Genomic DNA, 17,959 nt, shown 5'->3' on the forward strand with positions numbered 1-17,959 from the left:
GGGCATATCTAATCGTCAAGGTCTGCTATCGTTTTGATTATGGCAAGCCCGTTGGCGCCCGGATTGCGGGAAGACCAGCAGATTGCATCAGAATGTGGGAAAATGACAGTCGTTTTAGATTCCATCCACTGGTAAGAGCGAGAAAGGCAACATCGGTTATGACACCGCGAACTACAACCACTTGGGGTTTGACTGGCCAGTAAGGCCGGTGGTTCGCGCCTGTACGACGATTTCGTCTCCTCACACCAAAGCGCGGACAAGCTCCGCGCTTTTTGCTTTTCTGGCAGCGCGGCTTGGTAAAAGCTCACGATTATTTAGGATTTCTCATGGTTCAAATTACGCTTCCCGATGGCTCCAAGCGCGACTACCCGGGCCCCGTGTCGGTGGCCGAGGTCGCTGCATCGATTGGCGCTGGCCTGGCCAAGGCCGCGCTGGCTGGCAAGGTAGGTCTGGGCGACAACGCCAAGGTGGTGGACACCAGCTTTGTCATTGACCGCGACATGCCGCTGTCCATCGTGACGGCCAAGGATGCCGATGGCCTGGAAGTGATCCGCCACTCCACCGCCCACTTGCTGGCCTACGCCGTCAAGGAGCTGTTCCCGGAAGCCCAGGTCACCATCGGCCCGGTGATCGACAACGGTTTCTACTACGACTTCGCCTACAAGCGCCCCTTCACGCCCGAAGACCTGGTGGCGATCGAAAAGCGCATGACCGAGCTGGCCAACAAGGACGAGCCCGTGGTGCGCCGCGTGCTGCCGCGTGACGAAGCCGTGGCCTACTTCAAGGGCCTGGGTGAGAACTACAAGGCCGAGATCATTGCCTCCATCCCCAGCAATGAAGATGTGAGCCTGTACCGCGAAGGCGCGTTCGAAGACCTGTGCCGTGGCCCCCACGTGCCCAGCACCGGCAAGCTCAAGCATTTCAAGCTGATGAAGGTGGCCGGTGCCTACTGGCGCGGCGACCACAACAACGAGATGCTGCAACGCATCTACGGCACGGCCTGGGCCAGCAAGGACGATCTGCAGCAGTACCTGACGATGCTCGAAGAGGCTGAAAAGCGCGACCACCGCAAGCTCGGCCGCGAACTCGACCTGTTCCACATCGACGAGCATTCGCCCGGCACCGTGTTCTGGCACCCCAAGGGCTGGTCGATCTGGCAGGAAGTCGAGCAGTACATGCGCAAGGTGTACCGCGACAACGGCTACCAGGAGGTCAAGGGCCCGCAGATCCTGGACAAGACCCTGTGGGAGAAGACCGGCCACTGGGACAAGTACCGCGAGAACATGTTCACGACCGAGTCGGAAAAGCGCGAGTACGCGCTCAAGCCGATGAACTGCCCCGGCCACATCCTCATCTACAAGCAAGGCATCAAGAGCTACCGCGATCTGCCGCTGCGCTTTGGTGAGTTTGGTGCCTGCCACCGCAACGAGCCTACCGGCTCGCTGCACGGCATCATGCGCGTGCGCGCCTTCACGCAAGATGACGGCCACATCTTCTGCCTGCCCGAGCAGATCCAGGCCGAGGTGACCGCGTTCACCGCGCTGCTGCAAAAGGTGTATGCAGACTTTGGCTTCACCAACATCCTCTACCGCCTCTCGACCCGCCCTGAAAAGCGCATCGGCAGCGACGAGAGCTGGGATGCGGCCGAAGCGGCGCTGGCCGAAGGCCTGCGCGCCTCGGGTTGCGAGTTCGAGTACCTGCCCGGTGAGGGCGCGTTCTACGGCCCCAAGATCGAGTACACCTTGAAGGACGCGCTGGGCCGTGAATGGCAGTGCGGCACCATCCAGGTCGACCCGAACCTGCCCGAGCGCCTCGATGCCGAGTTCGTCGGCGAAGACGGCGAGCGCCACCGCCCCATCATGCTGCACCGCGCGATCGTGGGCTCGCTCGAGCGCTTCATCGGCATCCTGATCGAGCAGCACGCCGGCGCGCTGCCCGCCTGGCTCGCGCCCACGCAGGTGGCAGTGCTCAACATCACCGATGCGCAAGGCGCCTACGTGCAGGAAGTGGCCGACAAACTGCGTAAGGCCTTGCCCAGCCAAGGGCTGCGTGTGGTTACCGATCTGCGCAACGAGAAGATTACGTATAAAATACGGGAGCATTCGTTGCAAAAGCTGCCCTATATTCTTGTCGCTGGCGACAAGGAGAAGGCAGCCGGAGCCGTAGCAGTGCGCGCCCGGGGCGGGAAAGACCTCGGTGTGATGTCCATCGATGCATTCGTCGACTTGATTGCCAAGGACATTGCCGCTAAAGCCTAAGCAGCCTTTTTCTGGTTCGTCAAAGCTTTGGACAGCGTGGACTGCGTTTTGAGCAGCTACGCTGTCGTAGTTTTTAAATTTTTAGGGTGAAAGCCATAGCTACTGAATTCCGTGATCGCCGCCACCGCGAAGAACGCAAACACCGTCTGAATCGTGAGATTCAGGCACCAGAAGTGCGTCTGTCCGGTCCTGATAATGAACCGCTGGGCATCGTGCCGCTGATGGAAGCGCTGCGTATGGCCGGAGAGCTGGACGTCGACCTGGTGGAGATTGTCGCCACGGCCACGCCTCCGGTTTGCCGCCTGATGGACTACGGCAAGTTCAAGTATCTGGAGCAAAAGAAGGCGGCCGAGGCCAAGGCCAAGCAAACCGTCATCGAAATCAAGGAAATCAAGTTCCGCCCCGGTACTGATGATGGCGACTACAACGTCAAGATGCGCAATATCCGCCGCTTCCTGGCCGAAGGCGACAAGGTCAAGGTGACCCTGCGCTTCCGTGGTCGTGAAATCACCCACCAGAACCTGGGCATGGACCTGCTCAACCGCATCCGCGACGAGCTCGCCGACCTGATCCAGGTCGAGCAGTTCCCCAAGCTCGAAGGCCGCCAGATGATCATGATGATCGCTCCGGCGCGCAAGAAGCCCGGTGGCGCTGCAGCTGGCAAGCCGGTCGAGGGAAATTCCTCGCCAGTAGCCACAGCTTAAAGAAGCGGTTAGAATACTGGATTACCGACAAGCGGCTTAGGCCGCTTTCGGTTTTTAGCAGGGTAGCGGCAGTGCTTGCCTGAGTCTGGGGTTTCGGCTCTGGTGCTTAGGATAGGCGCAGCCAACACCTTGCGCATTGATAGAGTAGATCTAATCTAGGTCTGTCACAGAAGTGGCTCGGGGCCAAATCAAGTTTCATCATGGCGATGGAACGCCTCACGAGCACAAACATAAGGAGCATTCACATGCCCAAAATGAAGACCAAAAGCAGCGCGAAGAAGCGTTTTCGCGTTCGTCCAGGTGGCACCGTCAAGCGCGGTCAAGCCTTCAAGCGTCACATCTTGACCAAGAAGACCACCAAGAACAAGCGCCATCTGCGTGGTGCAACCGCTGTGCATGAGACCAACATGGGTCACATGGCACAAATGTTGCCCGGCATGGGCCTGTAATTCACTGACGAACTAGGAGAAAACACATGCCTCGCGTCAAACGTGGTGTAACGGCACGCGCCCGTCACAAAAAAGTTCTGGCCCTTGCTAAGGGTTTCCGCGGTCGCCGTGGTAACGTCTTCCGCGTTGCCAAGCAAGCGGTAATGAAGGCAGGCCAGTACGCCTACCGTGACCGTCGTACCAAGAAGCGCGTGTTCCGCCAATTGTGGATCGCCCGTATCAATGCCGCTTCCCGTGAACTGGGCCTGACCTACAGCCAGTTCGCCAACGGTCTGAAGAAGGCTGCCATTGAAATCGACCGCAAGATGCTGGCCGATATCGCCGTGCACGACAAGGCTGCTTTTGCAGCTATCGTCGACCAAGTCAAAGCCAAGCTGGCTGCCTAAGGTCACGATCGGTAGTTACTGTTGATTTAGTAGCTGCTGGTGCACACACAGCAAGGGCTAGGGCTTGAAAAGGCGCTAGCCCTTGTTTTTTTATCGCCAGGCTGCTTTTTGGTGGCCCGGCATTACAGTCGATAAGAGTCGATATGAACGAGTTGGATTCTCTGGTCGAAAGCGCGCAGCAACTGTTTGCGCAGGCCCATACCCCCGCTGATCTGGAAAACGCCAAGGCGCAGTTTTTGGGCAAGTCGGGCAAGATGACCGAGCTCATGAAGGGCATGGCGCAGCTTTCCGTCGAAGAGAAAAAATCGCGCGGTGCCGCCATCAACGTGGCCAAGCAGGCGATTGAGGCGGCCTTGACGGCACGCCGCAAGGCGCTGGCCGATGCCGAGCTGCAAGCCCACCTCAAGGCCGAAGTGCTGGACGTGAGCCTGCCCGGCCGCCGCCGCGGCAGCGGTGGTCTGCACCCCGTATCCATCACGATGGAGCGCATCGAAGGCATCTTCGGCTCCATGGGCTTCGATGTGGCCGAAGGCCCCGAGATCGAATCCGACTGGTTCAACTTCACCGCGCTCAATACGCCCGAAGACCATCCCGCGCGCTCGATGCACGACACCTTCTATGTCGAAGGTGGCACCCAGCACGCGCCCAATCTGCTGCGCACGCACACCAGCCCGATGCAGGTGCGCCATGCGGTCCAGCACGTCAAGCGCTACCGCAACCTGATCGACGCGGGCCAGACCATGCCCGAGATCCGCGTGATCGCGCCGGGCCGCACCTACCGCGTGGACTCGGACGCCACCCACTCGCCGATGTTCCACCAGTGCGAAGGCCTGTGGATCGGCGAGAACGTGAGCTTCAAGGACCTCAAGGTCGTGTTCACCGACTTCTGCAAGACCTTCTTCGAGCAGGATGACCTGGTGCTGCGCTTTCGCCCCAGCTTCTTCCCGTTCACCGAGCCCTCGGCCGAGATCGACATCCAGTTCCAAAGCGGGCCGCTGGCCGGCCGCTGGCTGGAAGTCTCGGGCGCCGGCCAGGTACACCCCAATGTGGTGCGCAACATGGGGCTCGATCCCGAGAAATACATTGGCTTTGCCTTTGGCATGGGCCCTGACCGCCTGACCATGCTGCGTTATGGCGTCAATGACCTGCGCCTGTTCTTTGACGGCGACATCCGTTTCCTGTCGCAGTTCCAGTCATGAGCACGGAGCGGTCAATGCTGCAGATCTGCAATGTGATCCCCAGCCCCCGGGCAGCATGCGCTGCCAGCCGCTCCCGATTGAAAAGCAAGAACGCCCGGCCTGCCGCTGCCCAAGACGGCGCAGCAGGCCTGAACGCCAAAGAGTCCGACTATGCAATTTCCTGAATCCTGGTTGCGCCAATACTGCAACCCGTCGCTGACCACCCAAGAGCTGGCCGATACCTTGACCATGGCAGGCCTCGAGGTCGAAGAACTCGACCCCGTAGCGCCACCGTTCACCGGCATCGTTGTCGGCGAGATCAAGGAAGCGGTGCAACACCCCGATGCCGACCGTCTGCGCGTCTGCCAGGTCGATGTCGGTGGCCCCGAGTTGCTCAATATCGTCTGCGGCGCGCCCAATGCGCGCGTGGGCATCCGCATCCCTTGCGCGACCGTGGGCGCCGAGCTGCCCCCCGGCGCGGACGGCAAGCCCTTCAAGATCAAGATCGGCAAACTGCGCGGCGTGCAAAGCTTTGGCATGCTGTGCTCGGCCAAGGAGCTGGGCATTGCCGACGACCACGGCGGTCTGCTGGAGCTGCCCGCCGATGCGCCACTGGGCCAGAACGTGCGCGAATACCTGAACCTTGATGACACCTTGTTCACCCTCAAGCTCACGCCCAACCTGGCACACTGCCTGTCGGTCTATGGTGTGGCGCGTGAGCTGTCGGCGCTGACCGGCACGCCGCTCAAGGCGCTGTCCTTCCCGGCGGCGGCTGTGGCTTCGCAAGACAAGCTGCCCGTCAAGATCGAAGCGACCGACCTGTGCGGCCGTTTCTCCGGCCGCATCGTGCGCAACGTCAACACCCAGGTCAAGACCCCGCAGTGGATGGTCGACCGCCTGGCCCGTTGCGGCCAGCGCGCCGTCAGCCCCCTGGTCGATATCTCCAACTACGTGATGTTCGAGCTGGGCCGGCCCAGCCACATCTTCGATCTGGACAAGATCAGCGGCGGCCTGAGCGTGCGCTGGGGCAAGCAGGGCGAGACGCTCAAGCTGCTCAACGGCAACACCATCGAGATCGACGACTTCCCCAAGGTCGGCGTGATTGCGGACGCGCACGGCCTGGAGTCGCTCGCCGGCATCATGGGTGGCGATGCCACTGCCGTGTCCGACGACACCAAGAACATCTACATCGAAGCGGCTTTCTGGTTCCCAAAGGCCGTTGCCGGCCGCTCGCGCCACTTCAACTTCTCGACCGACGCGGGCCACCGCTTCGAGCGTGGTGTGGACCCGCAGTTCACCACCGAGCACATCGAGCGCATCACCCAGCTGGTGCTCGAGATCTGCGGCACGCCCGAGACCCAGGTGGCCGCCATGGACGACCAGCAGCCCAACATGCCTGCACCCAAGACGGTGCAGCTGCGCGTGGCGCGTGCAGCCAAGGTCATCGGCATGCCGGTGACCCAGCAGCAGTGCCTCGATGCGCTGAACGGCCTGGGCCTGCCCGCCACCGTGGCGCAAGAAGGCGTGATCAGCGTGACCGCGCCTACCTTCCGCTTCGACATCAACCTGGAAGAAGACCTGGTTGAAGAAATCGCGCGGATGATTGGCTACGAGAACCTGCCCACCAGCAAGCCGCTGGCGCCGATCTCGCCCAAGCTGCGTGCCGAGAACTCCCGCAGCCCCTATGCCGTGCGCCATGCGCTGGCCGGCCTGGGCTACCAGGAGACGATCAACTTCAGCTTTGTCGAAGAAAAGTGGGAGCAAGAGCTGGCGGGCAACAGCCAGGCCATCAAGCTGCTCAACCCCATCGCCAGCCACCTGAGCGTGATGCGCTCGTCGTTGCTGGGCTCGCTGCTGCAGGTGCTCAAGTTCAATGTGGACCGCAAAGCTCAGCGCGTGCGCGTGTTCGAGCTGGGCCGCGTGTTCTTCAAGGACGACTCGGTCGCCGAGTCCGACACCACCGTCAAGGGCTTCCACCAGCCCATGCGCGTGGCGGGCCTGGCCTATGGCGCAGCCGACCAGCTGCAATGGGGCCGCAGCGAGACCAAGGTCGATTTCTACGACGTCAAGGGCGATGTCGAGGCACTGCTGGCGCCGCTCAAGCCGGTGTTTGAAGCGGCTGAGCACCCCGCGCTGCACCCTGGCCGCTGCGCCCGCGTGCTGCTGGACGGCAAGGCCATCGGCTTTGTTGGCGAGCTGCACCCCCAGTGGCGCCAGGAATGGGATTTGGCCCAGGCGCCAGTGATGTTCGAGCTGGCCCTCGATGCCGTGCTGGCACGCCAGGTGCCGGTGTTCGCACCGGTGGCCAAGCACCAGATGGTCGAGCGCGACATCGCTGTCGTGGTCAAGGAAACTGTCACCCACGCCCAGATCATGCAGGCCATCACGGCTGCCAGCGCAGGTGCTATCCTGCGCAGTGCCGTGCTGTTCGATGTGTTCCGGCCCAAGAAGCTCAAGGCGGGCGAAGAGGCCGCTGCCGGCAGCCTGGCCCAGGACGAGAAGAGCCTGGCCGTGCGTCTGAGCCTGGGCCATGACGAGCGCGCGCTGGAAGACACCGAGATTGAAGCGGCCGTGCAGGCCGTGGTCGAACAACTCACACAAAGCCTGGGTGCGCGTCTGCGCTGATCCCACACGCGAGGATTGCTATATGGAATTCACCGTTGAGAGCCTGGAACAACCGGCGCTGACCAAGGCGCAGCTGGCCGATATGCTGTTTGACAACATCGGCCTGAACAAGCGCGAAGCCAAGGACATGGTCGATGCCTTTTTCGACCTGATCTCGGAGAGCTTGATCAAGGGCGAGGATGTGAAGCTGTCAAGCTTTGGCAATTTCCAGGTGCGCATGAAGAAGGCCCGCCCCGGCCGCAATCCGCGCACCGGCGAAGAGGTGCCGATCGAGGCGCGCCGCGTGGTCACCTTCCATGCCAGCGGCAAGCTCAAGGATTCGGTGCAGGCCCCCGCCGACATGGAGTGACGCAGGCCCTGGGTGCGCGGCCGCCTGCAGTGCGTGGGCACTGAAGGTCAAACCGTCGCCCGCTTTCGCCTATATGCAACACGGCCGCTTTCGCGGCTGTTTACAATTTGTCCATGGAAAAACAGCTGCCCCCCATCCCTGCCAAGCGCTATTTCACCATCGGTGAGGTGTCGGTGCTGTGCGACGTCAAGCCGCATGTGCTGCGCTACTGGGAGCAGGAGTTCACGCAGCTGCGCCCGGTCAAGCGCCGGGGCAACCGCCGCTACTACCAGCACCATGAGGTGCTGATGATCCGCCGCATCCGTGAGCTGCTCTATGAGCGGGGCTTTACGATCAGCGGGGCGCGCAACCAGCTCCAGTCACTGCCGCGCGGCCAGGCCATGCTCGATGCGCTGGAAGACGACAGCATGTTCGCACTGCAGGACGAAGGTGCTGATGTGCTGGCTGCCGGCATGGCTGAAAGCGCTGAACCGCTGAGCTGGCAGCAGGCCGCGATCGAATTGCAAGAAATTCGTCGCATTCTTTCCGGGGACCCTGAAAACTAGGTATATAATTCAAGTCTTCGGAATGTAGCGCAGCCTGGTAGCGCACTTGCATGGGGTGCAAGGGGTCGCGAGTTCGAATCCCGCCATTCCGACCAAAAAGACAAGGACTTAGCTCGAAAGAGCTAAGTCCTTTTTCTTTTGTCCAAACAGGCTCTGGAGCCAACATCTGCCACCCATGTGCAGGCGCTGCGGCACGCCGGCGATATCATCGGTGCGCAAGCCCGCCGAGGCTTTCGGCGCTTGATGCCATCGCAGCGATGGCTGCGGTTTTCGCCCCTTTTTTGCTTAGCCTGATCTACCGTGCCCACCACCCCCCTCCAAGGATTCATCCTGACCCGCCATTGGCGGGACGCGGCTGCAGGCACCGAGATGGAGTACTGGCTGGCGACCGATGCCGGGCCGCTCAAAGTGCTGCTGACGCGGCAGGTCTCGGTGGCGTTTGTCGAGGCGCGGCACCGGGTGGTGGTGCAGACGCAGCTGCTGGCCATGCCCGGTATGGAGCTGCGCGAGCTGGCCCTCAAAAATTTTCAGCAGGAGCCGGTGCTGGGCGTCTATGCCACGCATTACCGGCAGTTGGGCAAGCTCGCGCGCGGCTTGAAGCAGCTCGATGTATCGCTTTTGGAAGCCGATGTGCGGCCCCATGAGCGCTATTTGATGGAGCGCTTTATCACCGCTGGCGTGCAGGTCGAGGGCGGACAGCTGCAAGGCAATACCGTGGTGGACTGCAGACTGGTGCCGGCGCCCGCCTACCGGCCTGCGCTCAAAGTCGTGTCGCTCGATATCGAAACCAGCCAGCACCAGGATCTGTACTCGATTGCGCTCGATGGCGTGGGCGAGCGCGTGGTGTACATGCTGGGCGATGCCCCGGTACCCGATGCACCGGCGCCCGACGCACCGGCGCCCGACGCACCGGCGCTCGCTGCACCGGCAGAGCAGGCTGAACCCACCAGCGATTTCAGGCTGGTGTATTGCGCCAGCCGCAAGGCGATGATCGAAGAGCTCAATGCCTGGTTTGCGCGCCATGACCCCGACGTCATCGTCGGCTGGAATGTGATCCAGTTTGACCTGCGGGTGCTGCAAAAGACGGCGGATGATTGCGCCACCCCGCTGCTGCTGGGGCGCGAGGGCCGGCCCATTGCCTGGCGCGCGCACCCGGGCAAGCAGGACTACTGGTTTGCGCCGATGCCGGGCCGCGCGGTGATCGATGGCATCGAGGCCTTGCGGGCGGCGGTGTGGAGCTTTCCGTCATTCAGCCTGGAGAACGTGGCCCAGGCCTTGCTGAGCGAGGGCAAGGACATTGGCGACGAGTACGACAAGATGGCCGAGATCGAGCGCCGCTACCAGCAGGACAAGCCCGCGCTGGCGGCCTACAACATCCGCGACTGCGAGCTGGTGCTGCGCATTTTTGACAAGGCCCAGCTGCTGCAGTTTGCGATGGAGCGGGCGCATGCCACCGGCCTGCAGCTGGACCAGTTTGGCGGCTCGATTGCCGCGTTCAGCCACCACTACCTGCCGCGCATGCACCGCCAAGGTTATGTGGCGCCCAATGTGGGCGATGTGCGGGGCAAGTCTTCGCCCGGTGGCTATGTGCTCGATTCGCGGCCCGGCTTTTATGACTCGGTGGTGGTGCTGGACTACAAAAGTCTCTATCCGTCCATCATCCGCACCTACCTGGTCGACCCGGTGGGCCTGGCCGAAGGCCTGCATGCCAGCGATACCGCATCGCCGATCCACGGGCCGATGGACACGCGCTTTTCGCGCGACAAGCACTGTCTGCCCGAGATCGTCACTACGCTCTGGCGCGCGCGCGATGAGGCCAAGCGCACGAAGAACGAGCCGCTGTCCCAGGCGCTCAAGCTGGTGATGAACTCCTTTGCCGGGGTGTTGGGCGCGACGGAATGCCGCTTCTTCAACCCAGCGCTGATCTCGTCGATCACCCTGCGCGGCCATGAGATGGTCAAACGCACCAAGGCGCTGGTGCAGCAGCGCGGCTACGAGGTCATCTACGGGGATACCGATTCGATCTTTATCTGGCTGGGGCGTGCCCACAGCAACCAGGAGGCCCATGCGGTGGCCACATCGCTGGTCGGCGACATCAATGCCTGGTGGACGCAAGGCCTGCGCCAGGAACAGAACCTCGAGAGCTTTCTCGAGATCGAGTTCGACACGCACTACAAGAAGTTCTTCATGCCCACGATCCGGGGCTCGGACGTGGGCAGCAAAAAGCGCTATGCGGGCTTGAGTGTGGATGCCGATGGCAAGGAGGCCATGGTCTACCGGGGCCTGGAGATGGCGCGCAGCGACTGGACACCGCTGGCGCGCCAGTTCCAGGAAGGGCTGCTCTCACGGGTCTTTCAAGGCGAGCCCTACCGTGACTTTGTCATCGACTATGCGCAGGCGACCCTGGCTGGCCAAAAGGATGACTTGCTGGTCTACCGCAAGCGCCTGCGCCACCGGCTCGATGCCTATGTGGCCAACCTGCCGCCGCAGGTGCGCGCGGCCCGCATGGCCGATGACTACAACCGGCGCCTGGGCCGCCCGCTGCAGTACCAAAGCGGTGGCTGGATTCGCTATGTGATGGGCAAGAACGGGCCCGAGCCCTTGGAAGTGCGCCAGTCGCCGATCGACTACGAGCACTACCTGAGCAAGCAGCTGCAGCCGATTGCCGATGCCATCTTGCAGCCGCTGGGGGAGGACTTCAACGGCCTCACCTCGATGCAGCAGGAGTTGTTCTAACGGCCTGCTGCAGCCGCTGATGGGAGCTGGGGCGGGCAGCGCAGGGGGGCGGGCCTGCGCTGCCGCGTTGATGCGCCAGAGCGGCTCAGGGCTTGGCGGCTGACTGCGCCTGGAACAGCGCATACAGCTCGTCCACCATCTGGCGCAAGGCGCGGCCAATGGCGGCGTATTCGTACTCGTTGAGGTTGGCCAGCGACGCCCGGCCCGATGGCCTGTCCGAGCCAAAGCCCCGGCCCGGCAGCAGCACAATGCCGGTCTCGTCGGCAATGCGGAATAGCATGTCGCCGGTCGAGGACTGCTGCACGGCCCAGTCGGAAAACGCCTGGCCATAGAGCCGGCAGGTGACGCTCTGCAGGTCGATCAGGGTGTAGTAGTTGACGGAGTTGGGGTTGTGCAGCGGCGGCATGCCCAGCTCGCGGTACAAGGTGGCCTCGCGGCGGCGGATCAGCTGCTTGAGCGCCTGCTTGTAGGCATCGGCTTCATCGATCAGCGCAAACAGCGAGAACAGCACCATCTGCACCTGCTGCGGGGTGGATAGGCCGGCCGTATGGTTCAGCGCCACCACGCGGCTGTCGGCCACCAGGCGGTCGATGAACTTGAGCGAGCGCACATCGGGCAGTAGCGAGCGGTAGCGGTGGTCCAGCTCGACCTTGGCGCTCTCGGGCAGCTGGGCCAGCGCCTTGTCGAAGACGTTTTCCTTGTGCGCGGCAATCACGCCCAGGCGCCAGCCGGTGGCGCCAAAATACTTGGAGAAGGAGTAGACCAGCAAGGTGTTGTGCGGGCATACCGAGAACAGCGACTGGAAGTCATCGGCAAAGGTGCCGTAGACATCGTCGGTCAGTACCATCAGATCGGGCCGGTGGTCGGCAATGATGGCCTTGATGCGCTCCAGGCTGCGCTGGTCCATCTTGACCGACGGCGGGTTGCTGGGGTTGACGCAGAAGAAGATCTTGACGGCCGGGTCGCGCAGCTTGTCCAGCTCGGCGTCAGAGTACTGCCAGCCATTGTCCGGGTCGGCATGGATGGGCACCTCTTCCAGTGCGTACTGGGCCAGCTCGGGGATCTCGATATAGGGCGTGAACACCGGCATGCCGATGGCAACCTTGTCACCGGCCTTGAGCAGGCCGCTGATGCGCAGGCTCTCGAAGATATAGGCCATGGCAGCGGTGCCGCCTTCGACGGCAAACAGGTCGACCGACTCCACCGGCACGGCGCCGCCGGCCATCTCGCGCACGATGTACTGGCGCACAATCTTCTCGCTCACGGTCAGCATGCGCGGGGGCACCGGGTAGTTGCAGCCCAGGATGCCGTCCACCATCTCATGCAGAAAGGCAGCCGGGTCCAGGCCCAACTGGTCGCGCACATAGCTGAGCGCCTTGGCCAGAAAGCGCACGCCTTCCTGGTCGCGGTGCTCGGCGGTGTAACGCTCAAAGCGGCTCTCAATGCCTTCAATCTTGGCCAGGCCGCCAACCCCTACCGTCATGTACGAGTACGACAGCTCGGACTCGGCCGCCGCAAACAGCCCCAGGCGAAAGAACGCGCGGCGCGGCGTGGTCGCCAGAAAGTTCGGGTTGCCGCGACCGGCATTGAGCATCAGCCGATTGGCCTTGCCCGATGCCACCTTGATCAATTCATCCTTGAGCTCGAACGGGCTCAAATGGGCCAGACGCTGGTAGTCCTGAGACATGGTGCAACTCCTTGCAGTCGTTGATAAACGGGATAAACGGAAAGAGGGGAGGCGGTGCAGCGCCGCCTGGAAATCCCTGAAAAAGAGAGCGCAGCAGCGCCCCTCATGCAAACGCGATGACCAGCGGGCCCAGCAATGTCAGAAACACATTGGCCAGCGCATAGGTGATCGCAAACGGCACCGTGGGGATGGCGTTGCCCGCCTTGTCCAGCACCTCGCCAAAGGCGGGGTTGGCGCTGCGCGCGCCCGACAGCGCCCCAGCAAAGATGGCCACGTTCTCATAGCGCAGCACATACTTGCCAAACAGCATCGCAATCAGCAGCGGCACGATGGTCACCACCATGCCCATCAGAAAGAGGCTCAGGCCTTGCTCCATCACCGTGCTCACCGCCTGCTGGCCCGACTGCAGGCCGACCATGGCCACAAAGCCGGCCAGGCCCAGGTCGCGCAGCAGGGCAGAGGCGGCAGTGGGCATATTGCCCAGGGTGTGCTTGCGGCTGCGCCACCAGCCAAACAGCAGACCCGCCAGCAAGGCGCCACCGCCGCTGCCCAGGGTGATGGGGATGGAGCCGATGCGTAGCACGAGCAGCCCAATCAGCAGCCCGACAGTGATGCCCAGGCCGTGGAAGACAAAGTCCGTCTTGTCACTGGGAATGAGGATGGGGCCCACCGACTGCGCGGCGTTCTGAACATCCTGGGGCGTACCAAACAGGGTCACCACATCGCCTGGCACGATCAGCGTGGCGGGCGTGATTGGCAGCGGTGAGCCCGAGCGCGTCAGCGCCACCGCATAGACGCCATGCTTGAAATCGGGCGTGAGGCTGTCCAGAATGTCCTTGACGCTGCGGTTGAGGTACTGGCTGTTGGTGATGGACACATCACGGCGCACCATGACCACGTCCATGTCTTCGGCGCTTTGCAGCTCATCACCGATGTTGGCACCCAGCGCCACCACCGCCGCGCGCCGGCCCACCAGCAGCGCAATATCGCCCGCTTCCAGCACCAACTGCGGGTCCACGCCGACCAGCGCATTCTTGCGGCGGATACGCTCGATGGTGACCGAGCCTTGCGGGGTGCTGGCCTCCAGCTCAGTCACCGTGCGGCCTGACTGCTTGACCTTGAAAATGCGGCCCACCAGATCGGGTGCCGCAGGCGATTCGCCCGCGCCATAGACATGCACGCCCTTGAGCATTTCCTGCTCGGCCTGGATGGCGTCGTCATGGATCTTGCGGCCGGTGAGCCACTGCAGCACATTCACGCACAGCAAGATGGCGCCGAACGAGCCAAAGATATAGGTCACCGCATAGCCAATCGCCACATTGGCCTGCATGCGCTGCACCTCGTCGGCGGCCAGGCCCAGCTTCTCGATGGCCGAGCCTGCCGTGCCGATGATGGCCGACTGCGTCATGCCGCCGGCAGCCAGCCCTGCGGCCAGCCCCTTGTCCAGGTGGAAGACCCGCGCCAGCACCACGACGGTGACGAGGCCCGAGATGGCGACCACGGCCGCCATCAGGATCTCCTTGATCGACTGCCGCCCCAGCGAGCGAAAGAACTGGGGCCCACTCTCAAAACCCACGGCATAGATGAACAGCGCAAACAGCACCGCCTTGATGCCCGAGTCGATCTGTACCCCCACCTGGCTGATCAACACAGCCGCCAGCAGCGAGCCCGCCACGCCCCCCAGCTGGAACGAGCCAAACCGCAGCTTGCCGACGCCATAGCCAAGTGCCAGCGATGCAAACAGCGCGATCTCGGGCGCCTGGTGCAAGATACCTCTGAGCCAATCCATAAGAGCCTTTCAGGTCAAAAGAAGGGCTGCTCTACCGGCTATATCCAAAGTCGCCCGGTGTACAGCTTGTTAGGAATTGTTTGCAATGGGGTGCTGCCACGTTAACCGAGTCCACGAAAATCTGTATGTAGGAGAGGGCTGACAAAGTCGTTGAATGCGCTGCGCTTGTCATAGATCAGAAATTGAACTTTTTCAAGGATTTAGCATGGCATACTGCATGCGCTGATCCGGTTTTCGGTGCTTGCTCTGTGCTGGCGCATCAGTGAGTGAACACCCGCATTGGGGCGATCCAGACCCCGTTTAAGCGTCGCAAGCGGGCTGGTCATTGCTGATTTTTACGCGCGTGGAAGCCGGCCGTGCTGATGTGTTCTTGCCACAGTACAGCCCATGTTTATAGATCTGATCGATGAGTGCAAGCAAGATTGGCTTGAATGACGAAAGCCGAATTTTGGTGTGCATGTTGCTGCGCTGGGGCTGCACCGCGCCGGTTCTCCATGCCCCGGATCAGCCAGCCGCTGCACGGTGCCTCCCTCGCCTGTGCCTGCTGGCGAGCTGAAGGGCGCGCTACCGGTTCTAAAAAGCGGTAGCGCGGACCGGCCAGGAGAGGCTTGGCCGGTCTTGGAGGGTGAGGGCCGCTTAGGCCGCCACCGCCGCCTGCTTGCCCGCACCACGGTAGCGCTCCAGCCAGTGGGCGTAAGGCGCAGGCAGCACCCAGTCCGGGCGGGCGGCCTTGAGCTGCTGGGCCAGCGTGTAGGGGTAGTGCGGGTTGGCCAGCATCGAGCGGCCCATCATCACCAGCGCCATCTGGCCTTCGGCTACGACGCGCTCGGCCAGCTCGGGGTCGTCAATGCCCCAGCTCGATGCGACAGGCAGGCCCGCTTCGCGGCTGACGCGCTGGGCAATCGGGGCCAGGAAGGCGGGCTCGCTCCAGGGGATTTGCACGCCGGGGATGACAAAGTTCACGCTGACATTGAGCAGATCCAGGCCGCCTTCGCGCATGCGGCGCACCAGCTCGATCGATTCGGCCAGGGTTTCCTCATCGCGGCCATCGTATTCAATGACGCCAAAGCGGGCGGTCAGCGGCAGGTTTTCGGGCCAGACTTCGCGCACGGCGGCCAGCGTTTCCAGCGCAAAGCGGGCGCGGTTGTCAAAGCTGCCGCCATAGGCGTCCTGGCGCTGGTTGGCGTGGGCCGAGAAAAAGCTCTGGGCGAGGTAGCCATGGGCAAAATGCAGCTCCAGCCACTTGAAGCCGGCGGCCAGCGCGCGGCGGGCGGCGGCTACAAAGTCGGCTTTGACGCGTTCGATATCGGCCAGGGTCATCTCCCGGGGCACGCGGCCCAGGTCTCCACCAAAGGCGATGGCCGACGGCGCAATGGTTTGCCAGGCGCGCGGGTCGCTCTCGGGAATATGGTCGTCGCCTTCCCAAGGGCTGTTGGCGCTGGCCTTGCGGCCGGCATGCGCGATCTGGATGCCGGGCACGGCGCCTGCCGCCTCGATGCCGGCGGCAATGCGCGCCAGGCCGGGCACATGGGCGTCATCCCACAGGCCCAGGCACGCAGGGCTGATGCGGCCATCGGCCGACACGCCAGTGGCTTCAACAATCACCAGGCCCGCGCCGCCCCGGGCGATCGAGGGGTAGTGCACCTGGTGCCATTCGTTGCTGAAGCCATCGGTGGCGCTGTACTGGCACATCGGTGGCACGGCAATGCGGTTGCGCAGGGTGACGTCTTTGAGGGTAAAGGGGGTAAACAGGGCTGACATGGCAATGCTTGGGGTGGAAAAATAAGGGATGGAACGGCCGCCGAAGCTGCCGCCCGCAGATCGCTTTCACATCTGCAAGGCGGGGGGCGCCAGCCCAAACAGGGGCTGCTCCGGCCGTCCATCGCCTGCAATTGAGGTGCTACAGCCATAAATCAAATGCTGGTTTTTTATGGCGGCCATATGCCTGGCTGATATCAGGCGTGCCCCTTGCTGCGGCTTTCAAAATGCGCAGCGCCACGCCTGGCATTGAAATTTTCCCCGGCGTCACCAACACCGCCATGGGCCAGCTCACACCCAGCACAAGCCCCTTGAAGACAAAAGACTGGAACGACACGCTGGAGAAAGAAATTTGGCGCAGCGACGCCAAGAAATCAGGCGACTACTGCAACGGCGGTAAAGCCTGGTATGCCGTAGGCTGGCGTAGCTGCCAAGGCGCTCCAGCGCAGCAGCCTGCTTGCTGGGACCACTACATCCAGTCGCCGCCCTGGGCAGCGCCATAAGCGCCGCAACCCTGTTGCTAGGCGCTCATGCGGCGATCCAGAGGAGCTGCTGCATGCGGCCCCCAACCGGGGCCGCTATACCTGGGTCGCGGAAAACAGCAGCTCGCGCAGCCAGCGCTGCGCCGGGTTGTGGTGGCTGCGCTCATGCCAGACGGCCAGCTTGCTAAAACCTGGCACCTCCACGGGCGGCTTGCAGACCGACAGCCCCTCCATGCCAGCGACCAGGCGGCTGGGCAGCACGGCGACCAGGTCGCTGGAGCGCAGGATATCGGGCAGCACCACAAAGCATTTGAGCGACAAGGTCACATCGCGGCGCTGGCCCAGCTTCTCCAGCGCTTCGTCCACCACGCCGTGGAAGCCGCCGCCCTCGTACGACACCAGCGCATGGTCCAGCGCGCAGAACTGCTTGACGCTGAGCTTGCGGCCCGCAGCGGGGTGGCCTTCGCGCATCACGCAGACATAGTGCTCCTGGAACAGCTGGCGCGCATGCATGTCCTGGGGGGTGTTGTCACCAGTCAAAAACGCCAGGTCGATATCGCCGCGCTCGAGCTGGCCCTGCACCAGGCGCGGCTCCAGCGGGATCAGCGAGACGCGAATGCTGGGCGCCTGGCGCTTCAAGGCCGCCAAAAAGGGCACGGCAATGGCGCGCAGCGCATAGTCGGTGGCGGCGATGCGGAAGGTGAGCCGGGCGGTGCTGGGGTCAAATACTGGCGGCTGCAGCAGCGCATCGATCTCGCACAGCATCTGCTTGATTGGCAGGGCCAGATCCAGCGCGCGCTGCGTGGGCACCATACCGCGCTGGACGCGCGCAAACAAGGGGTCGGCAAAGCTCTCGCGCAGGCGCTGCAGCATGCCGCTCATCGCCGGCTGGGTCAGCCCCAGCCTGCCGGCGGCGCGCGTCACGCTGCGCTCATCGAGCAGTGCGTCCAGCGCCTTGAGCAGGTTCAGGTCCATCTTCTTGATATCTCGCATGCTTATCGAAGTTTACATAT

The 17,959-nt window shown here is 62.9% G+C and carries 14 protein-coding genes and 1 tRNA gene; 10 read left to right on the plus strand and 5 right to left on the minus strand.

Translation table 11 applies throughout. The annotated features are described in order from the left end of the window. The first annotated feature begins 326 nt into the window (after nucleotides 1-326). The 10 genes from thrS (at nucleotide 327) to DCO45_RS10900 (ending at nucleotide 11,230) form a co-directional block, all read left to right on the plus strand. Nucleotides 327-2,258 (plus strand): threonine--tRNA ligase, encoded by a 1,932-nt coding sequence (thrS, locus tag DCO45_RS10855; protein ID WP_116925857.1) that lies wholly within the window; start codon nucleotides 327-329, stop codon nucleotides 2,256-2,258. An 86-nt stretch (nucleotides 2,259-2,344) separates the two neighbouring features. Continuing rightward, complete coding sequence (gene infC, locus DCO45_RS10860; RefSeq protein ID WP_021025159.1) at nucleotides 2,345-2,962, plus strand: translation initiation factor IF-3; 618 nt, start codon at nucleotides 2,345-2,347, stop codon at nucleotides 2,960-2,962. Between the two features lie 245 nt (nucleotides 2,963-3,207). Continuing rightward, complete coding sequence (gene rpmI, locus DCO45_RS10865) at nucleotides 3,208-3,411, plus strand: 50S ribosomal protein L35 (RefSeq protein WP_021025158.1); 204 nt, start codon at nucleotides 3,208-3,210, stop codon at nucleotides 3,409-3,411. 26 nt (nucleotides 3,412-3,437) lie between these two features. Beyond that, nucleotides 3,438-3,797 carry a 50S ribosomal protein L20 gene (gene rplT, locus DCO45_RS10870; RefSeq protein WP_021025157.1) on the plus strand — a complete coding sequence of 120 codons (360 nt, stop codon included), beginning with the start codon at nucleotides 3,438-3,440 and terminating at the stop codon, nucleotides 3,795-3,797. Between the two features lie 143 nt (nucleotides 3,798-3,940). After that, nucleotides 3,941-4,996, plus strand: a complete 1,056-nt coding sequence (gene pheS / locus DCO45_RS10875) for a phenylalanine--tRNA ligase subunit alpha (RefSeq protein ID WP_021025156.1) — start codon at nucleotides 3,941-3,943, stop codon at nucleotides 4,994-4,996. 150 nt (nucleotides 4,997-5,146) lie between these two features. Further along, nucleotides 5,147-7,600: a phenylalanine--tRNA ligase subunit beta gene (pheT, locus tag DCO45_RS10880; RefSeq protein ID WP_116925858.1), complete on the plus strand. Its 2,454-nt coding sequence runs from the start codon at nucleotides 5,147-5,149 to the stop codon at nucleotides 7,598-7,600. A gap of 22 nt (nucleotides 7,601-7,622) precedes the next feature. After that, entirely contained in the window at nucleotides 7,623-7,949 is a 327-nt protein-coding gene (locus DCO45_RS10885; protein WP_021025154.1) for an integration host factor subunit alpha, read from the plus strand. Nucleotides 7,950-8,062: 113 nt separating this feature from the next. Further along, on the plus strand, nucleotides 8,063-8,494 hold the full coding sequence (locus tag DCO45_RS10890; RefSeq protein WP_116925859.1) for a MerR family transcriptional regulator: 432 nt from the start codon (nucleotides 8,063-8,065) through the stop codon (nucleotides 8,492-8,494). Between the two features lie 18 nt (nucleotides 8,495-8,512). Then, nucleotides 8,513-8,589 (plus strand) — tRNA-Pro (locus DCO45_RS10895). Between the two features lie 205 nt (nucleotides 8,590-8,794). Continuing rightward, nucleotides 8,795-11,230 (plus strand): DNA polymerase II, encoded by a 2,436-nt coding sequence (locus DCO45_RS10900; RefSeq protein ID WP_116925860.1) that lies wholly within the window; start codon nucleotides 8,795-8,797, stop codon nucleotides 11,228-11,230. 85 nt (nucleotides 11,231-11,315) lie between these two features. Here DCO45_RS10900 and DCO45_RS10905 read toward each other — a convergent pair whose 3' ends face one another. The 5 genes from DCO45_RS10905 to DCO45_RS10925 all read right to left on the minus strand — a co-directional run bounded on the left by DCO45_RS10905 (nucleotide 11,316) and on the right by DCO45_RS10925 (nucleotide 17,939). Next, nucleotides 11,316-12,917 carry a bifunctional aspartate transaminase/aspartate 4-decarboxylase gene (locus DCO45_RS10905; RefSeq protein ID WP_116925861.1) on the minus strand — a complete coding sequence of 534 codons (1,602 nt, stop codon included), beginning with the start codon at nucleotides 12,915-12,917 and terminating at the stop codon, nucleotides 11,316-11,318. Nucleotides 12,918-13,020: 103 nt separating this feature from the next. Next, nucleotides 13,021-14,706, minus strand: coding sequence for an aspartate-alanine antiporter (gene aspT, locus DCO45_RS10910; RefSeq protein WP_116925862.1), 1,686 nt, complete (start codon nucleotides 14,704-14,706; stop codon nucleotides 13,021-13,023). A 636-nt stretch (nucleotides 14,707-15,342) separates the two neighbouring features. Next, a complete protein-coding gene (locus tag DCO45_RS10915; protein ID WP_116925863.1) occupies nucleotides 15,343-16,467 on the minus strand; it encodes an NADH:flavin oxidoreductase/NADH oxidase in 1,125 nt (374 codons plus the stop codon). 139 nt (nucleotides 16,468-16,606) lie between these two features. Then, on the minus strand, nucleotides 16,607-16,834 hold the full coding sequence (locus DCO45_RS22690) for a hypothetical protein (protein WP_133248134.1): 228 nt from the start codon (nucleotides 16,832-16,834) through the stop codon (nucleotides 16,607-16,609). Nucleotides 16,835-17,042: 208 nt separating this feature from the next. Continuing rightward, the gene (locus DCO45_RS10925) at nucleotides 17,043-17,939 is read right to left on the minus strand and encodes a LysR family transcriptional regulator (RefSeq protein WP_116925865.1); all 897 of its coding nucleotides are present in this window, start codon (nucleotides 17,937-17,939) and stop codon (nucleotides 17,043-17,045) included. Nucleotides 17,940-17,959 lie beyond the last annotated feature (20 nt).

Source organism: Comamonas sp. JNW (assembly GCF_003105075.1).
Taxonomy (GTDB): Bacteria; Pseudomonadota; Gammaproteobacteria; order Burkholderiales; family Burkholderiaceae_C; genus Comamonas; species Comamonas squillarum.